This window comes from Moraxella canis, assembly GCF_034424565.1.
Lineage (GTDB): Bacteria > Pseudomonadota > Gammaproteobacteria > Pseudomonadales > Moraxellaceae > Moraxella > Moraxella canis.
Genome location: NZ_CP139961.1, coordinates 519,135 through 535,171 on the forward strand (window position 1 = coordinate 519,135; position 16,037 = coordinate 535,171).

The window sequence follows — 16,037 nt, forward strand, 5'->3', positions numbered from 1 at the left end:
CTGTTATATGGTAGATAGTCTTAAATTTTTCAATAGTGGATTAAAGTTATCCACAACTATTTTTATAAGTTATTGATTTTATTTTAATAATAATTTTTTAAGCTGCTGGCTTGACTTGCGAAAATACCATCACATGACATTCATTAAATTAATCAAAATACATTTTCTTAATAATAAAAAAAACAGGGTCAATGAATTGCCCTGTTAAGATAATTGTATGCGCCGTTTAATCAAACACGATCGTTTTTGCGCCATCGATAATGACACGATCCTCCAGATGCCATCTGACCGCGCGAGCCAATACATCGCGCTCAATATCACGCCCAAGCTCTCGTAGATCACTGACATTAAATGCGTGGCTAACACGTGCCACGCCTTGCTCAATGATCGGTCCTTGGTCAAGCTCACTGGTCACATAATGCGCGGTGGCGCCGATCAGTTTTACCCCTTTATCAAAGGCTTGCTTATACGGATTGGCGCCCACAAAAGCTGGCAAAAAAGAATGATGGATATTAATGATCTTACCCTGCCACTTATCCACAAATGATGGGGTCAAAATCTGCATATAGCGCGCCAACACCAACAGATCATTATCCGCCATCACACGGTCAATCTCATCATAGGCTGCTTGTTTATTGTCTTTATCCACAGGAATATGAATAAACTCAATGCCAAATGATTCAACGGATGCGCGCAGGCTTTCGTGGTTTGAGACCACTTGCGTGATATGGCAAGGCAGCGTACCACGGCGGTAGCGCCACAATAGCTCAAGTAGCGCATGATCTTCTTTTGAAACTAAAATACCGACTTTTTTGAGTGCTTGGGTACTGGTCATTTGCCAATTCATACGGTACTGCTCTGCCACTTCTTGGGCGAAAGCCTCCTCAAGCTGATTTTTTTGGGCGACCAAGCCTCTAAGATGAAACTCCACACGCATAAAGTAACGACCACCATACGCTTCGGTCGTGTGTTGATCCAGCGAGATGATATTGGCGCCATGACGATACAAAAACCCTGAGACCGCCTGCACGATGCCTGACTGATCTTCGCAAGTCACCAACAATCGCCCGATTTCATTTTCACAGCCCAAACAATTAGCCATAGTCATTCACTCATTTGATTTATTCATTGATACGCTTAGTAAGCGCTAAGATGCGCCAATTTTATCATTGTTTACTGGCTTTTGCAGCCATCTTGTTTCTTAAATAACGAAAGCTCAGACAAAGCTGAGCTTTATTGTTGATCACTGGGCTAAGTCAAGATAGCGCCAATAGATATGCCAATCAGCCAAATTCGCCATCAGCCCAAGATCAAGCTGTCATCTTCTACCTTTTCACGGCGAGTTCTTTCAAACATATTCAGCAAATCTTGGACACTCATACCCTGTCTTTCATCTCCTGACACATCAAGCACTACCTGACCTTGATGCAGCATGACGGTGCGCGTGCCATGCGTGAGCGCTTGCTGCATTGAGTGCGTGACCATCATCGTGGTCAGACGCCCTTCACCGACGATTTTATCAGTCAAATCCAAAACAAAGGCGGCAGTTTTTGGGTCAAGTGCTGCTGTATGCTCATCTAGCAGCAGAATTTTTGAGGGCTGTAGGCTTGCCATCAACAGACTGACCGCCTGACGCTGACCGCCTGACAAAAGCCCCATACGGTCGGTTAAGCGGTTTTCTAGTCCAAGTTTTAAGATAGATAACTTTTCACGGAACAGCTCGCGATTTTTGTTGTTTAGTGCACCTGCCAAGCCGCGCACACCGCCACGCTTATAAGCCAGTGCCATATTCTCCTCAATGGTGAGCGCCTCACATGTACCTGCCATTGGGTCCTGAAAAACGCGTGCCACTTGTTTGGCGCGCTTATGCGTCTCTAAGCGGGTGACATCTTGACCATTGATTTTGATGCTGCCACTATCGACACGCACCGCACCACTGATGGCATTTAAGAAAGTGGATTTGCCAGCGCCATTGGTGCCAATTACCGTCACAAACTCACCATCAGCAATGGATAACGACAGTCCACGCAGCGCAGGGTTTTCGATGGGAGTGCCTGGATTAAAGGTTAGGCGCAGATCGGTAGCTTGTAACATGGTGCACTCCTTAGTGTTTTTTCAGTGAAAGCTTGGCTTTAATTTTTGGCAACATCAAAACGATGACCACAAGAAGCGCTGTGACCAAATTTAAATCTTGGGATTTAAAGCCAATTCCGCGTAGCAGCTCACTAGAGAGCGCAATTTGTACAAATAAACGGTACAAAATGGCACCAATCACCACCGCCAAAGTCATCCAAAAAATCCGCTTAGCCGACAAAACCGCTTCACCAATAATCACCGCAGCCAATCCAATCACGATCGTACCGATACCCATCGAGACATCGGCAAATCCTTGGGTCTGTACAAACAAAGCGCCCGATAGCGCAATCAAACCATTTGAAATCGCCATGCCAAGAATAATGATCCAGGGTGTATTAATGCCCTGAGCTTGCGCCATGCGCAGATTTGAACCTGTGGCGCGCATCGACAGACCCGTTTCGGTGGTAAAGAACCAATCCAAAACCAATTTAACCACCAACACAACGCCTGCAACCACTGCCACACGCACCCAAAATCCATTACCCCCATCAATAAATGGCGTGAACACGGTCGGCTGTCCAAGTAGTGGTAAGTTTGGGGCATTCATAATCCGTAGATTGATCGAATATAAGGCGGTCATCATCAAAATACCAGCGAGTAGATGTAAAATGCCGAGCTTCACATGCAGCCAAGCCGTCATCACGCCTGCTGCCATGCCTGCTGCCATGCCAAAAACACAAGCCAGCCAAGGATTAAATCCTGCCACAATGCAAATCCCTGCAACCGCACCGCCCAATGGAAAGCTGCCATCAGCGGTCAGATCAGGGAAATCCAAAATACGAAAGGAAATCAGCACGCCCAGTGCCATCAAGGCATAAATCAGACCGCTCTCCAGCGCTCCAAAAAAAGCAATCAAATTCATCGGCCATACTCGCCTAAAAAGTTAAAACATGTATTATAACAAAATCCAAGTCATCATAGGATTAAAATTCACCACAAAACAAACCCAAGCGTTACAGCGCACTGATCGGCTTGGGTTTAAACGGCGGTTAGCTTTGACTCATGACATCAGGCATCTTTTGGCATCTTTTTGACAAAAGATGCCTGTCTAATAAAGCCTTATTCAACCACTTTAGCAGCACGATCAAGCACCGCTTGCGGCAATGTCACACCCTGCTCAGCAGCATGTTTTTTACTGACATATAAGTCTAGATTTTCAGAGATATAAACAGGGATATCAGCAGGTTTTTCACCTTTTAAAATGCGTGCAATGATTTTACCAGACTCTTTACCAAGATCGGTGTAATTGACGCCCAGTGCAGCGACAGCGCCGCGTTCGACAGCGTCGGTATTAGAAGCGATGAGTGGTATCTTAGCATCTTTAGCAACCTGATAAATTGCCTCATAAGCATTAGCAACCATGTTATCAGTTGAAGTATAAAACACATCTACTTTGCCAACCAGTGAATTTGCTGCTTGAGTGATATCTGTAGATTTAGAGGCTGGTGCTTCAACAATATTGATACCTAGCGGTGCTAATTTTTCTTTGAGCGTTCTAAGCACCACAGTCGAGTTTACTTCGCCTGGATTGTACACAAAGCCAACATTTTTAACATTTGGCACAAGCTCTTGGATTAGGGCAATTTGAGGCTCATAAGGCAGCGCATCTGAAGCGCCAGTGATGTTATTACCTGAGCTTTCTAGACTTCCAACCAGCTTGGCTTCAACAGGATCAGTCACCGCTGAGAATACCACAGGGATGTCTTGGGTCACCGCTGCAATAGCCTGCGCTGAAGGTGTGGCAATGGCATAAATAAGATCAGGATTATCTGAGGTAAACTGTCTGGCGATTTGACCTGCCGTTCCCATATTGCCTTGAGCAGATTGGAAATTCACCGTCAGATTTTCACCTTCTTTAAAGCCTTCTTCAGCCAATTGATCTAGGGCACCTTGACGAGCTGCATCCAAAGCTGGATGTTCAACAATGGCGGTAATTGCCACTGTTTTGGCTTCAGTAGCCGCTGAATCGGCTTGAGCGGCGGGCTTATCACCGCCACACGCCGTCAAGGTAAGCGCTGCCAAACTTGCCCACAGCGTCGTTTTTAAAAATTTGTTCATAGCAAACTCCTGTAATGCCAAGGTAGTCTCGTTAAACTGATTTGAATTAAAACTTTTGTGCAGTTTATCATACTGCAGATTATCTTGCCAAGATATTTAGTAAGATTTATTCACATAACATTAACAAAGTTCCAAGAAACAGTGTCAGCCGTTGATGATTGAAAAGCTTGCAAATACGCCTATCAAACTGGCTGACACTCACTCTCACTGACTTTCGGTCAAAATGATCTTATTTATTCGGCTGGCGCGCTGGCGTGGTATCGACATTGATGCTCTCACCCAGTGTTGTCAAATCCACTGTCACACCTTGATTGGCTGCGTGTTTTGGGCTGATGAACAAGGTCAAAGTATTCATCACTTCAGGCTTGATGTCATTTGGAGCTTTACCATCTAATACTTGAGCGACCAATTTGGCGGTTGTCAATCCAAAGTCATAATCATTCACGCCCAACGCAGCTGTTGCACCGCGGCGCACTGAAAATTCATCTGAGGTAATCACAGGTACTTGTAGCTCGTTAGCGGCTTGAACCATCGCTTCCATCGCCGATGCCACGCCGTTATCCAGTGAAGTATAAAGAAGATCCACCTTGCCTGCCAATGAACGCGTCGCATCGCCCACATCACTGGATCGATTGGCGGGCACTTCCACCAAAGTCATGCCATATTTTGGCAAAATTTCAATCAGCTCATTTTTGACGGCGACCGAATTGGCTTCTCCAGGGCTATACACAAATCCGATACGCTTGGCATCAGGCTTGATTTTTTGGAATAGTTCAACTTGTGGCTCGATGGGCAGCTGACTGGACAAACCAGTAATGTTAGGCTGCGAAGCTTGATGATTTTCATTTAATAATTTGGCAGCCACAGGATCAGAGACAGCCGTATAAATCAGCGGAATACTCGTGGTTGCCGCCGCCAGACTTTGGGCGCTCGGTGTCGTGATACCTACGATGGCATCAGGCGTATCCGCCACAAACTGCTTCGCGATCTGACCGACAGTCGCCATGTTGCCTTGGGCAGATTGGAAATTAACTGTCAAATTTTCACCTTCTTTATAACCCAAACTTGCCAAGCCATCGACCACGCCCAAGCGGATGTCATCCAATGATGGATGCTCAACAATAGCGGTAATCGCAACGGTTTTGGCTGTTTTTTCGGTGGGTGTCTCTGAAGTGTCGGCAGGTGATTGGGTAGTTTGGGCAGGCTGGCTACATCCAACCACCGCAGCAGCGATGGCAGCGGCGGCAAACTTTGGCATTACTTGGGCGAACTTATTGCGAGCTAAAGTCATGAATTTCTCCAATATATTTTGATCGTGATAAAAACAAAAACTTAAAAATCTGATCGATTGTAACATAAATTTCATAGATTGAGTATTCATTTTGGTGGCTCATCTAAGCCGCTACAGCCATCAAAAAACCCTTTTTGAATGACCAAAAAGGGTTTTTTGATTTAAGATAAAAAGCGATCAGTAAATTTCGTTTGACTCAACGATACTGATACTTGTTTCGCCATCGCTACTGGTGTTCGCTGGCGCCTGTGGGCGTGCTGGTGCTTGGGTTGTCTCGCTTGTAGAACGCTCTGTGGCGCGCTCGGTGCTCGTTTGGGTGGTTTGATTATCACGAGTGACGCGCGGCGTGCTGCTGGATGTAGAAGATTGTGCCGCTGAGCTTTGCGTATTTCTTTGAGCTGTGTTGTCTGTCGATGTCTCAGTGCGCGGACGAGATGGCGGCTGCGCGCTAGGTGCCGGCTGACGCTCAATACGCGTTGTCACGCTAGGGGTGTCTTGAGTGCTTGATGGCTCAGATCTAGGCGTCTCTGGCAGCCGCTCAATCGCTTGCGGACGTGCGGTGGTATTAGGCTGCGTAGATACTTGTGGCAAACTGCCTGCCGAAGCCACCAAAATATCAGCAATCAGACGAATGGCATGATGATTATTACCATACATCACCACATTCCCATTGACCATTTGATAAGTGATTTGCTTGGCGACAATCGTGCCATTATAAAGCTCAACTTGATCTTGGCTGGCGCGCTGCATTAAAGTCGCCCCTGAACGAGCAAAAGCAAATTCTGCATTTACCAAATCTTGAGGGCTGACCGTCACATGCACATCTACCATACAGCTGTCAGCAAAATTCGTGGCATTTTGGGTGGTGATTTGTAAAGTATTCAGCTGCTGACCAAGCGTGTTTTGCATAGCTAGGCTTTGGTTGGGATCTGCACCCACCATTTGGCTCATCGCTGCATTCAAAATAGACTGCTTGATGCTGTTTTGAAGATATGCCTGCATCGCTGGCGCTTGGCAAATGTCATCGATCTGCTGAACCACAGGCTCAGCCACCGTCATTTCGTCATCGCGGCGGTTGTCATTACTACAACCAACCAACGCCAAAAGTGCGACGGTTGGCAGGGTCAAATATTGGATGGTAGATTTTTTCATAAAGATGCTCATCACTCAAAAGCCAATTTATAAAAGCAAAGCACGCTGTGCTATAATACTTGATCGGCGAAAATATCCCCATTATAACACACTTCATCAGCAAATCATGCACACCGACCTTTGCGTTTGGGTGCTTTATTGTTAATTTTAATCAAACTTATCATGACCATAACCAACGATAGAAATTTTGATACCATCAGTGAACACTTTGCCAAAAAAGTCTATGGTGGTCTTAAAGGGCGCATACGCCTAGCGGTGCTTCACAAAGATTTGAGCGAAGCGATGGATCAGCTTGCGCTTGATCGCCCTTTGCGCATCCTAGATGTGGGCGCAGGACTGGCTCAGATTAGCCTGTCTTTGGCAAAAGATCATCATGTGACGGTCAATGACATCTCAGCCAATATGCTTGCCATGGCAAAAGATCACGCCAAATCACTTGGGGTGCATGACGAAGTGCGGTTCATCACTTGCCCTTATCAGGCGCTGCCAGATCATTTGGCAGGCGAGAAGTTTGACATCATCTTATGCCATGCGCTGCTTGAGTGGTTGGGTGAGCCTGAAAAAATCATGGCTTTTTTTGATGAGTATTTGGTGGATGGTGGGATGCTGTCTTTGTGTTTTTATAATCCTGCCAGTAAGATTTATCGAAATTTAGTCATGGGAAATTTTTATCAGCTGAACACGCCTCGCCCTGCTGATGATAAAAGCCTAACGCCCAATCACCCTGTCGCACCCGACACCGTCGAAGCGTGGCTTGGCACTCATCATTATGAGATATGTATTCGCTCAGGCATTCGGGTATTTTCAGATTACGCACCCCTGAAGCGTGGTGGTCTAAATAACCCTGATGATGTGGTAGCGATGGAGCTTGAATACTCACGCCAGCTGCCTTTTCGAGCCATGGGGCGATATCTACATACCATCGCCTTCAAAAACTCCGTCTAATCAACCAAATTCTATAAGAACAATATTTAAATATATTAATCATTAAATCATAATATGTTAAAATAAGTGGTTTTCTTGGTTTGGTAGAATTGAGCCATGTTTTCTTTTTTGTCTTTAGAATTTGCCTTGATGTTCATTGGTTTTTTGGCGATTTATTGGCTGTTTCGCCAAGCGCCAAAATTCCAAAATTTGCTCATCGTTTTATTCAGTTATGTGATTATCTACCTGATGGCAGGCGCAATTGCGACAGGGATTTTATTTGGTTATACGGTGTTTGTGTTTTTGATCACAAAAGCGATGCAAAACTCTAAAGCCAAGAAATTTTGGCTGATCTTAGGGATCGTCATTACACTGATTCAGCTGAGCGTTTTTAAATATTATGATTTTTTCCGAGAAGGGATCAAATACAGCCTTGATGCCATGCAGCTGGACTCATCAGGCGTGATGGCGAATATTATTTTTCCACTTGGTATTTCTTATTATTCTTTCCAAGCCATCAGTTACATGGTGAGCCGCTACCATAACGAGCCTGAAGTGCCGCCTTTTGGCTTTGGGGGACTGCTACAGTACTTGTCATTTTTTGGGACGATCAGTGCAGGACCGATCGCACGCACTAAGTCTGCATCAGGATTGACCGACATCGAAGGTCAGCCATGTGGCATGAGTGAGCAGATCATCAGCAGTGAGCCGCGGCGCATCTTACTTCCCACGATTGCGCTTTGCTTGATTTTATTGGCGCTCATCAAAAAATGGTGGCTGGCAGGATGGCTGGCTGATCACTGGGTCAATCCCATCTTTGCCAATCCCATGCAGTATCATAGCTTGGAAGTTTTGGTGGCGATCTATGGCTACACGCTACAGCTGTTTTTGGATTTTTCAGGCTATAGCGAGATGATGGTGGCGTTTGGGTTATTGCTTGGATTTCGGTTGCCTGTGAATTTTAAGGCGCCGCTCATCGCGCATAACATTCGTGCGTTTTGGGACAGATGGCACATCAGCTTATCGACATGGATTCGTGATTATATTTATATTCCGCTAGGCGGCAGTCGCCAAGGGTTTTTTAGAACTCAAATCAACTTATTAATCGCCATGGCTTTATCAGGCATTTGGCATGGCTCGAGTGTGAATTTTTTGCTTTGGGGTGTCTTGCATGGGCTTGCCATCATTTGGCTAAACTGCACCGACAAGCTGTATCAGCGCATCAGTGGCGTCGATACCAAGACTTCGCGCAATGCTCTGTATCGCCATAGCTGGCTTGGCAAGGTAATAGGGATTTTTGTGACGGTAAATTTTGTGGCATTTTGTTTTGTGTTTTTTCGTGCGACCAGTTGGAGCGAAGCGATGGGGATTTTTGAAGCTTTGGCGTACAATCACACGAATATCGGCTGGAGCGGCAATCCTTTATTCATGCTGTTGCTATTTATGCTCGCTTGGGTCATCTATCCCATTTATACCCAAAAAACCCACGCTTTGGTGCGTATCGGTGCGCGCCTGCCCAAGCTGATGGTGGTGAGTTTATTATTTGTCTGCTTAATGATTGTTGTTATTTTTGCCCCTGCTGGCATTCCAGGATTTATTTATGCAAACTTCTAATCAGCCAACTCACACGATCGCCCAAACCAAGCAATACCCTGAGCCTAAGCACATTCAGCTAAAGCCGCGCCCCAAGCCTTATTTTCATGGCAAAAGCTATGGCTATCTGCTGATGGTGCTGTGCTCATTTGCCTTGCTTGGCGCATGGATCATGCAGCACTCGATCAATGCCTATTATCTACAAACTTATCATAAAAGTAGCCCTCTGAGCTTACTTGATCGCTATGACGCTTGGAAAATGGGTGGCGACATTGGCGATACGCTGTATGCTTGGCATGATCACTTGACCGATCGCATTGGTCAAAAAAATCAGCAGGTCGTGGATTATTTTAATGATAATTTGGCTTATACTTCTGAATATCAGGCGATGATGACCAAAAGCGTCCAAATGCCTGCTGCGCCAATCGATCATGCAGATGCACCACAAGTCCACTCTCATTCTGCGTATGTACTGCGCCCAGGCGATCAGATTTTCTTTGCTGGCGACTCGATGATGCAAGGCGTGGCGCCCCATGTTCAGCAATACCTTCAAAAAAACCACAACATCAGCTCTGTCAATCTCGCCAAACAAAGCACAGGCTTGGCTTATCCAAGCTTGTTTAACTGGCCAAAGACCATTGATGAGACGCTCACTAATAATGCCAATATCAAGATTTTGGTGGTGTTTTTGGGTCCCAATGATCCTTGGGATATGCCTGATTTGGTTAATGGTGGTCAATTAAAATTCCAAACGCCAGAGTGGGAAACAGGCTACCGTCAGCGCATGGTCAGCATTTTGGATAGTGCCAAAAACCATGGCGTCAAAGTCATCTGGATCACACCCCCCAACATGAAAAAACAAACGCTCAATGAGCAAATGATTTATCTTAATCAAGTCATGCAAAATGAGCTAAAGCAGCATGATGTTCTGACCATCGATGCGCGTGAGCTGTTAGGCACAAGTAATGATGTTTACAATGATTATCTTGTAAAAGATGGCGAAACCATTAAAATGCGTACATCTGATGGCATTCATTTTAGCATCAAGGGACAAAAACTCATCGCCCAAGCCTTACAAGATCAGATCACCATCATACCATAAGACTCATTAGGTGAAGTTATGAAACCGTTTTTTGTGTTGTCCGCTTTGGTCATGTCTATGAGCGCATCAGCAAATTATTTGACCAATTATCAAGATCCAAACACCGATCAGCTGATTCAAGCGCTCAATAACAGCCGCATTCATATCGTACAGCTGGGCGACTCGCATACCGCAGGCGACAGCATGACGGACGCGCTGCGCAGTCAGCTACAAAGTCGCTACGGCAACGGTGGCATGGGCTGGGCTATGCCCATGTATTTTAGTGGTCAGCGTATGGCACGATATGGTTATGATAATTATCAATGGACGCCCATCTCCAGTCGCCGCAATCAAAATGAAAATTATACCCTAGGGGGCTTAATCGCTAAGCCCAATTTTTCGGGCAGTACGCTCACCATCAAAGCAAAAGGCAATGAACCTTTGCAAGCTATGACGGTCAGCATTCGTCAAAGCGCAGCAGATGGCGTGCTAAGTGGTATCGATGCTAATGGTCATCGCTTCGTTCTTGAAGCCCCTATTAAAGATGGGACTTGGCAGACAATGACTTTTGATGCCAAGCTGCCATTTACCCTCACAGCCGAAGGTGCGATGTCTGACACTGCCATCGGCGGATGGTGGGGTCGATCAAAACACACCTCTGGCGCGATCGTCTCATCACTTGGCATCAATGGCGCCGAGCTATCACATTGGAGCCGCTGGAATGGCTATGCCTGGCAAAAAGAATTGGGCACGATCGCACCTGAGCTGATCATACTTGCCTATGGCACCAATGAAGCATATAACAGCGTCAATCCCGAGCGCGTCCGCAGTGTCTTAAGTGAGCGCATCGATCAGATCCGCCATGCATCGCCAAAGTCAGCCATCATGGTTGTCTCATCGCCTGAAGCACTCAGAAGCACCTCTGGCAGCTGCGGCACTCGCCCTGCCGAGCTAAGCGCCATCCAAGAAGTTCAGCGCCAAACCGCTCAATCTAAACACACGCTGTTTTGGGATTGGCAAGCAGCCATGGGCGGCAGCTGCTCAATGAAACAATGGATGAATCGCGGTCTTGCTGCCAAAGATGGCGTCCATTTTACGCATTCAGGCTATGAGCAGCTAGGCACTTTGATGGCAGAAGATATTATCTCATTGTCATTGACGACCTCGAAGCCAAGCCAAATCAATACGCCCCTGACGCAGCCTGTGAGCACGCCGTCGGTTTCGACGACACGCAGTGTTTATCAACAATAATTTTTTCCATTTATCATAGCAAGGGGCGCTGTCTCTTGCTATTTATTTATCATAGGCTTTATGAACCACACCCACTCCACCCGCACCGATCAGCTGATTGGCGCTTTACAAGTCATCCTTGCAGGCATCTGCTGGGGCACTTTGGGCATCATTGCCTCAAAATTGGCTGATTTGGGCTTTGACAGCTTTTCGATTACCATTTTACGCATCGTTACCGCAGGCGTGATCGTACTTGTACTCATACCCAAACTTCTGCCTGAGCTTAAAGGCTTAACTTTCAAAGCATCCTTTGGGCTGATCATGCAGTCGCTCATTGGCGTGCTTGGGATGACTTTGTGCTATTTTTATGCCGTCAACCACGTGGGTGTGAGCATGGCAGTGGCGCTACTATATACCGCACCTGTGTTTAGCTTGATATTGGCACGCGTGATTTTGGGTGAGCGTATCTCAGCGACTTCTGCCCTGCTGGCGGTCGTCGCGGTCATCGGCGTGGGGTGTTTGATGGCGGGGGCGGATTCTTTTAGCTTTAACAGTGGCGTACTCATTGGTCTGTTGTCGGGTGTGTGCTATGCTTTGTATGGCATACTTGGTAAAAAGGCAATGTCTAAAAATCACTCGTCATATTTGGTGTTTTTTAGCTCGGTTACAGTCAGTGCCGCCACGCTGCTGATCTTACCGACGACATACCAAACTTATGGCGCGCTTTTTGAATTACCAGTGCAGGCTTGGGCATTTGCACTGGGCTTGGGATTGATTGGTACGATTGTTCCGTTTTTTTTGTACATGAGTGCATTACAAAAGCTGCCTGCAAGTACAGCGTCAGTTTTCACGATTGTTGAGCCTTTAACAGCCATTGCACTTGCGGTATTTTTGTTACATCAGCCTTTAACCATCATACAAATGATCGGTACATTACTCATCGTAACCGCCACCGCAGCCAATGCACTGATCAAGCGCTAGGAAAGGATTAAGGCAGCCATCTACCCAATAAAGCATTGACCGCCGCCTCTGTGCGCAAAATTCGATCGCCCAAGCTGGCTGGCTGCACACCCACACTGCCCAAAAGTTCAATTTCATAAGGAATAAATCCACCTTCAGCGCCCACCACCAAAACCTGTGGTAAGCGCTGCTCGATCAATTGACCAAAGCGATCTTTGGCATACGGATGCGCCACGATTGCACCACCATCACCGATAAGGCTTGGCAAATCATCTTGCACAAACGGCTTAAATCGCTTAGCAAGGGTGATCTTAGGCGGCATGGTATCTACGCCCTGCTGCAGCCCTTCGAGCACAAACTCATCAAGGCGAGACAGCAGCGGCGAGCTCCAGTAGGATTTGTCCGTGCGGTAGCTATTGATAAGTATAATGTGATCCACGCCCATCGCTGTCATATCCATGATGAGCCGCCTGAGTACTTTTGGGCGCGGCAGTGCCAAAATCAGCGTCAGATTCAGCTTATTTGGCGGCGACGCGGTGAGCGTGATATCGGACAGAACGGCATGACGGTGACTAAGCTCAATCACTTTACCCTGACCGATACGATCGCCAAGCTTTCCCAGTTTTAGCACATCGCCTGTTTGTGCTTTAAGCACCGATTGCAGATGACGAATGACTGCTTGATCCTCAATCACTGCCATACGATCGGTGATAAAATTTGCGTCATCTAATAAGATAATATTCATACTCAGCGAAAAATGCCCTAAAATGATCAGTATTATATCAAAGATGGGCATCAGGCTTGAGATGAATATTTCTAGCTGCTTATTTTATAAGCTGTTATAGGCGTCAAGCCAAATCACCTTTAAGCCTATAATCACTCCAAACAGACTTTGCAGACGAAAGCTTATTTTTTCAGACCTCAAACCCGCTCAATCAACAACGCAATCCCCTGCCCCACACCAATGCACATACTGCACAAAGCATAGCGCCCTTTTTGTTCTTCCAAGGCATTTAGGGCAGTTGTCACAAGCCTTGCCCCTGATGCACCCAAAGGATGTCCTAAGGCGATCGCACCGCCATTGGGATTGACTCTTGGATCATCATCGGCAAGTCCCAGCTTGCGAGTACACGCCAAAGCTTGGGCAGCAAAGGCTTCATTTAGCTCAATGACATCAATTTGATCCAGTGTCATGCCAGTTTGCTTCAGCAGTTTTTGGATGGCAGGCGCTGGGGCAAACCCCATGATGCTAGGCTCAATCCCCACCGAAGTGCTGGCGATGATTTTGGCTTTGGGAGTGAGATTGTATTGTTTGATCGCATCTTGTGAAGCAATCAATAACGCAGCTGCCCCATCATTTATCCCTGAGGCGTTGCCTGCGGTGACTGTCCCTTCACTATGCACAATGGGTTTTAATCGAGATAAATCCTCAAAGGTCGTGTTTGGTCTGGGATGCTCATCTTGATCAACCAAAATAGGGTCGCCTTTTCTTTGAGGAATGCTGACAGGGATAATTTCTTTGGCAAAAAACCCACGCTCAATGGCATCGCGGGTACGCTCTTGGCTTTGCAGGGCAAATCGGTCTTGATCTTCTCGTAAAACCCCAAATTGACTGGCGACATTTTCAGCAGTTTGTGGCATGGTGTCCACGCCATACCTCTGTTTAAGCTTTGGATTGATGAATCGCCAGCCCATGGTGGTATCTTCAATTTTTTGGCTGCGATCATAAGCTTGCGACCCTTTGCCCATCACATAAGGCGCACGCGTCATGCTCTCTACACCCCCTGCGATGATGAGCGTTGCTTCACCTGACTTGATGGCACGATTTGCGATCGCAATGGCATCAAGTGACGAGCCGCACAAGCGATTGATTGTGGTGGCTGGCACCGTGACAGGCAGTCCTGCCAATAAAGCTGACATGCGCGCGACATTGCGATTGTCTTCACCGGCTTGATTGGCGCAGCCATAAATGACATCATCCACCGAGTGCCAATTAACCCCTGGATTGCGCTTGATGAGTGCCTCAATGGGAAGCGCCCCCAGATCATCAGCACGCACGCTGCCAAGCGATCCGCCATAACGTCCAAACGGTGTCCGCACAGCATCAATAATATAAGCAATATGATCAGACATAACACATCCTTTTGATTTATGATTTAAGTTTTGCTCAGACAGTTGCGTCAATCAAGGGCGCATCGGTGAGCTGCTGTAATGTGTCAAAGTCCAAACCTGCCACTTTTTCAGTGACAACCAAGCCTTCATCAGTCACTTCTATGACACAAAGATCCGTATAGATACGGTCCACACAGTTTTTGCCTGTGACAGGATAGCTTAAGTGTTTGACAATCTTTGGGCTGCCGTCTTTAGCGACATGCTCGGTGGTCACAAAGACTTTTTTGGCACCCACCGCCAAATCCATGGCACCGCCAACAGCAGGAATGGCGTCTGGCTTGCCTGTATGCCAATTGGCCAAATCCCCATTTTCAGCGATCTGAAACGCACCCAAAACACAAATATCCAAATGACCGCCTCGCATCATGGCAAATGAATCGCCGTGATGGAAAAACGCACCGCCTTTGAGCATGGTGACATATTCTTTGCCAGCATTGATCAGATCAGGATCTTCTTCACCGGCGTTGGGCGGCGGTCCAAAGGCAAGCAGTCCATTTTCAGAATGTAAAAAAATGTCTTTGTCCGATGGTAGGAAGCTTGCGATTTTGGTAGGCAGGCCAATCCCCAAATTGACATAAGCCCCTTCAGGGATGTCTTTGGCGACGCGCTTGGCAATCTCATCTCGGCTTAGTTTTTGATAAGTCATATCAGTCTTATTAACTCCATTTCAATGATGTGATGCTTACAATACTCACTCGGTCACTTCAACAACATGCTGAACAAAAATCCCAGGTGTCACAATCACTTCAGGATCAAGCTCACCGAGTGAAACCACACTTTGCACTTGAGCGATGGTCACATCTGCTGCCATTGCCATGATGGGTCCGAAGTTTCGGGCTGATTTATAATAAATCAAATTACCCCAGCGATCGCCTTGATGTGCTTTGATGAGCGCAAAGTCAGCGCGGATGGGATATTCTAAGACATAGTCTTTGCCGTGAATATGGCGAGTTTCTTTGCCTTCTGCAAGCAAAGTGCCATAACCTGTGGGTGTGTAGATGGCACCCAAGCCCATGCCTGCCGCCTGGATACGACAAGCCAAGTTGCCCTGTGGCACAACTTCTAGCTCAATTTTGCCAGCACGGTAGAGCTCATCAAACACATAAGAGTCTGCTTGACGAGGAAATGAGCAGATGATTTTTTTGACAGCCCCTGTTTGTAGTAAGCGGGCCAAGCCATAATCACCATTGCCAGCATTATTGCTGACGATGGTCAGACCTGTGACACCGCGCTCAATCAATGCGTCAATGAGCTCGGCTGGCTGACCTGCAGGACCAAATCCACCGATGAGAATGGTGGCGTTGTCTTGGATTTTTTCCATGATTTGCTTTAATGAAAGCTCGGTTTTGTCGATCATATGGTTACCTTTGCCAATACCCATTAGAGCAATTGGCTGACTGATAAATTATCTTCACCAAAAGTGAGAAATTATAAGCTTAG

14 protein-coding genes and 1 pseudogene are annotated in these 16,037 nt (G+C 46.6%); 5 read left to right on the top strand and 10 right to left on the bottom strand.

Features of this window, described 5'->3' with window-relative positions; all coding sequences use genetic code 11:
* Positions 1–226: 226 nt before the first annotated feature.
* The 6 genes from purU to U0021_RS02260 form a co-directional block, all read right to left on the bottom strand.
* On the bottom strand, positions 227–1,108 hold the full coding sequence (purU, locus tag U0021_RS02235; protein ID WP_407666574.1) for a formyltetrahydrofolate deformylase: 882 nt from the start codon (positions 1,106–1,108) through the stop codon (positions 227–229).
* A gap of 191 nt (positions 1,109–1,299) precedes the next feature.
* Positions 1,300–2,094: an ABC transporter ATP-binding protein gene (locus tag U0021_RS02240; protein ID WP_078255577.1), complete on the bottom strand. Its 795-nt coding sequence runs from the start codon at positions 2,092–2,094 to the stop codon at positions 1,300–1,302.
* 10 nt (positions 2,095–2,104) lie between these two features.
* Positions 2,105–2,998: an ABC transporter permease gene (locus U0021_RS02245; protein ID WP_049237327.1), complete on the bottom strand. Its 894-nt coding sequence runs from the start codon at positions 2,996–2,998 to the stop codon at positions 2,105–2,107.
* Between the two features lie 197 nt (positions 2,999–3,195).
* Positions 3,196–4,194, bottom strand: coding sequence for an ABC transporter substrate-binding protein (locus tag U0021_RS02250; protein WP_114801029.1), 999 nt, complete (start codon positions 4,192–4,194; stop codon positions 3,196–3,198).
* A 229-nt stretch (positions 4,195–4,423) separates the two neighbouring features.
* A complete protein-coding gene (locus U0021_RS02255) occupies positions 4,424–5,485 on the bottom strand; it encodes an ABC transporter substrate-binding protein (RefSeq protein WP_114801028.1) in 1,062 nt (353 codons plus the stop codon).
* A gap of 177 nt (positions 5,486–5,662) precedes the next feature.
* Complete coding sequence (locus U0021_RS02260; protein WP_114801034.1) at positions 5,663–6,637, bottom strand: single stranded DNA-binding domain-containing protein; 975 nt, start codon at positions 6,635–6,637, stop codon at positions 5,663–5,665.
* A gap of 4 nt (positions 6,638–6,641) precedes the next feature.
* Here U0021_RS02260 and U0021_RS02265 point away from each other — a divergent pair.
* From U0021_RS02265 to U0021_RS02285, 5 genes and pseudogenes are all read left to right on the top strand, one after another.
* Positions 6,642–7,582: pseudogene (locus tag U0021_RS02265) on the top strand (methyltransferase domain-containing protein).
* Positions 7,583–7,678: 96 nt separating this feature from the next.
* The gene (locus tag U0021_RS02270; protein ID WP_276527458.1) at positions 7,679–9,175 is read left to right on the top strand and encodes an MBOAT family O-acyltransferase; all 1,497 of its coding nucleotides are present in this window, start codon (positions 7,679–7,681) and stop codon (positions 9,173–9,175) included.
* Entirely contained in the window at positions 9,162–10,256 is a 1,095-nt protein-coding gene (locus tag U0021_RS02275; protein WP_114801026.1) for an SGNH/GDSL hydrolase family protein, read from the top strand. Before U0021_RS02270 ends, U0021_RS02275 begins: the two co-directional genes overlap by 14 nt.
* An 18-nt stretch (positions 10,257–10,274) precedes the next feature.
* Complete coding sequence (locus U0021_RS02280) at positions 10,275–11,486, top strand: GDSL-type esterase/lipase family protein (RefSeq protein ID WP_114801025.1); 1,212 nt, start codon at positions 10,275–10,277, stop codon at positions 11,484–11,486.
* A 60-nt stretch (positions 11,487–11,546) separates the two neighbouring features.
* Complete coding sequence (locus U0021_RS02285; RefSeq protein ID WP_114801024.1) at positions 11,547–12,446, top strand: DMT family transporter; 900 nt, start codon at positions 11,547–11,549, stop codon at positions 12,444–12,446.
* 7 nt (positions 12,447–12,453) lie between these two features.
* Here U0021_RS02285 and U0021_RS02290 read toward each other — a convergent pair whose 3' ends face one another.
* From U0021_RS02290 to U0021_RS02305, 4 genes are all read right to left on the bottom strand, one after another.
* The gene (locus U0021_RS02290) at positions 12,454–13,170 is read right to left on the bottom strand and encodes a 16S rRNA (uracil(1498)-N(3))-methyltransferase (protein ID WP_114801032.1); all 717 of its coding nucleotides are present in this window, start codon (positions 13,168–13,170) and stop codon (positions 12,454–12,456) included.
* Positions 13,171–13,346: 176 nt separating this feature from the next.
* The gene (pcaF, locus tag U0021_RS02295) at positions 13,347–14,558 is read right to left on the bottom strand and encodes a 3-oxoadipyl-CoA thiolase (protein WP_327037460.1); all 1,212 of its coding nucleotides are present in this window, start codon (positions 14,556–14,558) and stop codon (positions 13,347–13,349) included.
* A 34-nt stretch (positions 14,559–14,592) separates the two neighbouring features.
* On the bottom strand, positions 14,593–15,243 hold the full coding sequence (locus U0021_RS02300; RefSeq protein ID WP_114800177.1) for a 3-oxoacid CoA-transferase subunit B: 651 nt from the start codon (positions 15,241–15,243) through the stop codon (positions 14,593–14,595).
* Positions 15,244–15,288: 45 nt separating this feature from the next.
* Complete coding sequence (locus U0021_RS02305) at positions 15,289–15,954, bottom strand: 3-oxoacid CoA-transferase subunit A (RefSeq protein ID WP_114800176.1); 666 nt, start codon at positions 15,952–15,954, stop codon at positions 15,289–15,291.
* Positions 15,955–16,037: the final 83 nt, after the last annotated feature.

What these genes read in the sequence shown, in the direction of transcription:
- U0021_RS02245 (WP_049237327.1), bottom strand. Translation starts at nt 2,998, where the DNA reads ATGAATTTGATTGCTTTTTTTGGAGCGCTGGAGAGCGGTCTGATTTAT.
- U0021_RS02300 (WP_114800177.1), bottom strand. Translation starts at nt 15,243, where the DNA reads ATGACTTATCAAAAACTAAGCCGAGATGAGATTGCCAAGCGCGTCGCC.
- U0021_RS02285 (WP_114801024.1), top strand. Translation starts at nt 11,547, where the DNA reads ATGAACCACACCCACTCCACCCGCACCGATCAGCTGATTGGCGCTTTA.
- U0021_RS02270 (WP_276527458.1), top strand. Translation starts at nt 7,679, where the DNA reads ATGTTTTCTTTTTTGTCTTTAGAATTTGCCTTGATGTTCATTGGTTTT.
- U0021_RS02280 (WP_114801025.1), top strand. Translation starts at nt 10,275, where the DNA reads ATGAAACCGTTTTTTGTGTTGTCCGCTTTGGTCATGTCTATGAGCGCA.
- U0021_RS02250 (WP_114801029.1), bottom strand. Translation starts at nt 4,194, where the DNA reads ATGAACAAATTTTTAAAAACGACGCTGTGGGCAAGTTTGGCAGCGCTT.
- U0021_RS02305 (WP_114800176.1), bottom strand. Translation starts at nt 15,954, where the DNA reads ATGATCGACAAAACCGAGCTTTCATTAAAGCAAATCATGGAAAAAATC.
- U0021_RS02255 (WP_114801028.1), bottom strand. Translation starts at nt 5,485, where the DNA reads ATGACTTTAGCTCGCAATAAGTTCGCCCAAGTAATGCCAAAGTTTGCC.
- U0021_RS02275 (WP_114801026.1), top strand. Translation starts at nt 9,162, where the DNA reads ATGCAAACTTCTAATCAGCCAACTCACACGATCGCCCAAACCAAGCAA.
- pcaF (WP_327037460.1), bottom strand. Translation starts at nt 14,558, where the DNA reads ATGTCTGATCATATTGCTTATATTATTGATGCTGTGCGGACACCGTTT.
- U0021_RS02240 (WP_078255577.1), bottom strand. Translation starts at nt 2,094, where the DNA reads ATGTTACAAGCTACCGATCTGCGCCTAACCTTTAATCCAGGCACTCCC.
- purU (WP_407666574.1), bottom strand. Translation starts at nt 1,108, where the DNA reads ATGACTATGGCTAATTGTTTGGGCTGTGAAAATGAAATCGGGCGATTG.
- U0021_RS02290 (WP_114801032.1), bottom strand. Translation starts at nt 13,170, where the DNA reads ATGAATATTATCTTATTAGATGACGCAAATTTTATCACCGATCGTATG.
- U0021_RS02260 (WP_114801034.1), bottom strand. Translation starts at nt 6,637, where the DNA reads ATGAAAAAATCTACCATCCAATATTTGACCCTGCCAACCGTCGCACTT.